The sequence below is a fragment of the Chryseobacterium sp. VD8 genome (genome assembly GCF_037149975.1).
Classification (GTDB): domain Bacteria; phylum Bacteroidota; class Bacteroidia; order Flavobacteriales; family Weeksellaceae; genus Chryseobacterium; species Chryseobacterium indicum.
This window is the reverse complement of record NZ_JBBCQL010000494.1, coordinates 1-255: the sequence shown is the minus strand read 5'-3', so window position 1 is coordinate 255 and position 255 is coordinate 1. Positions and strand designations below refer to the sequence as shown.

The following is a 255-nucleotide window of genomic DNA, read 5'->3' as shown; positions in this document are numbered from 1 at the left end:
GTTTTTTTGAAAATTCAGAATATTTAATTCCAAAAAGATATGAATATAAAGGATATTTGAATAAAAACGAATTTTTGATTATGAGAAGAAGACATCTTTTTGATATGAGTTCTCCAAATCCTTATATTAGAGGTACGATAAATGATGAAAACGGAAAAACATTCATTAGAATGGAATTCACTCCCATAAAATATTCCGGTATATCCTTAATTTTTCTGATAATTTTTTTAATTATATTTTTCAATATTCCTTTCC

The 255-nt window shown here is 23.9% G+C and carries 1 protein-coding gene; it reads left to right on the top strand.

The genetic code is table 11. The annotated features are described in order from the left end of the window. Positions 1–255, top strand: a 255-nt coding sequence (locus tag WFK35_RS23355) for a hypothetical protein (protein WP_336735013.1), incomplete at both ends; no start/stop codon positions are given.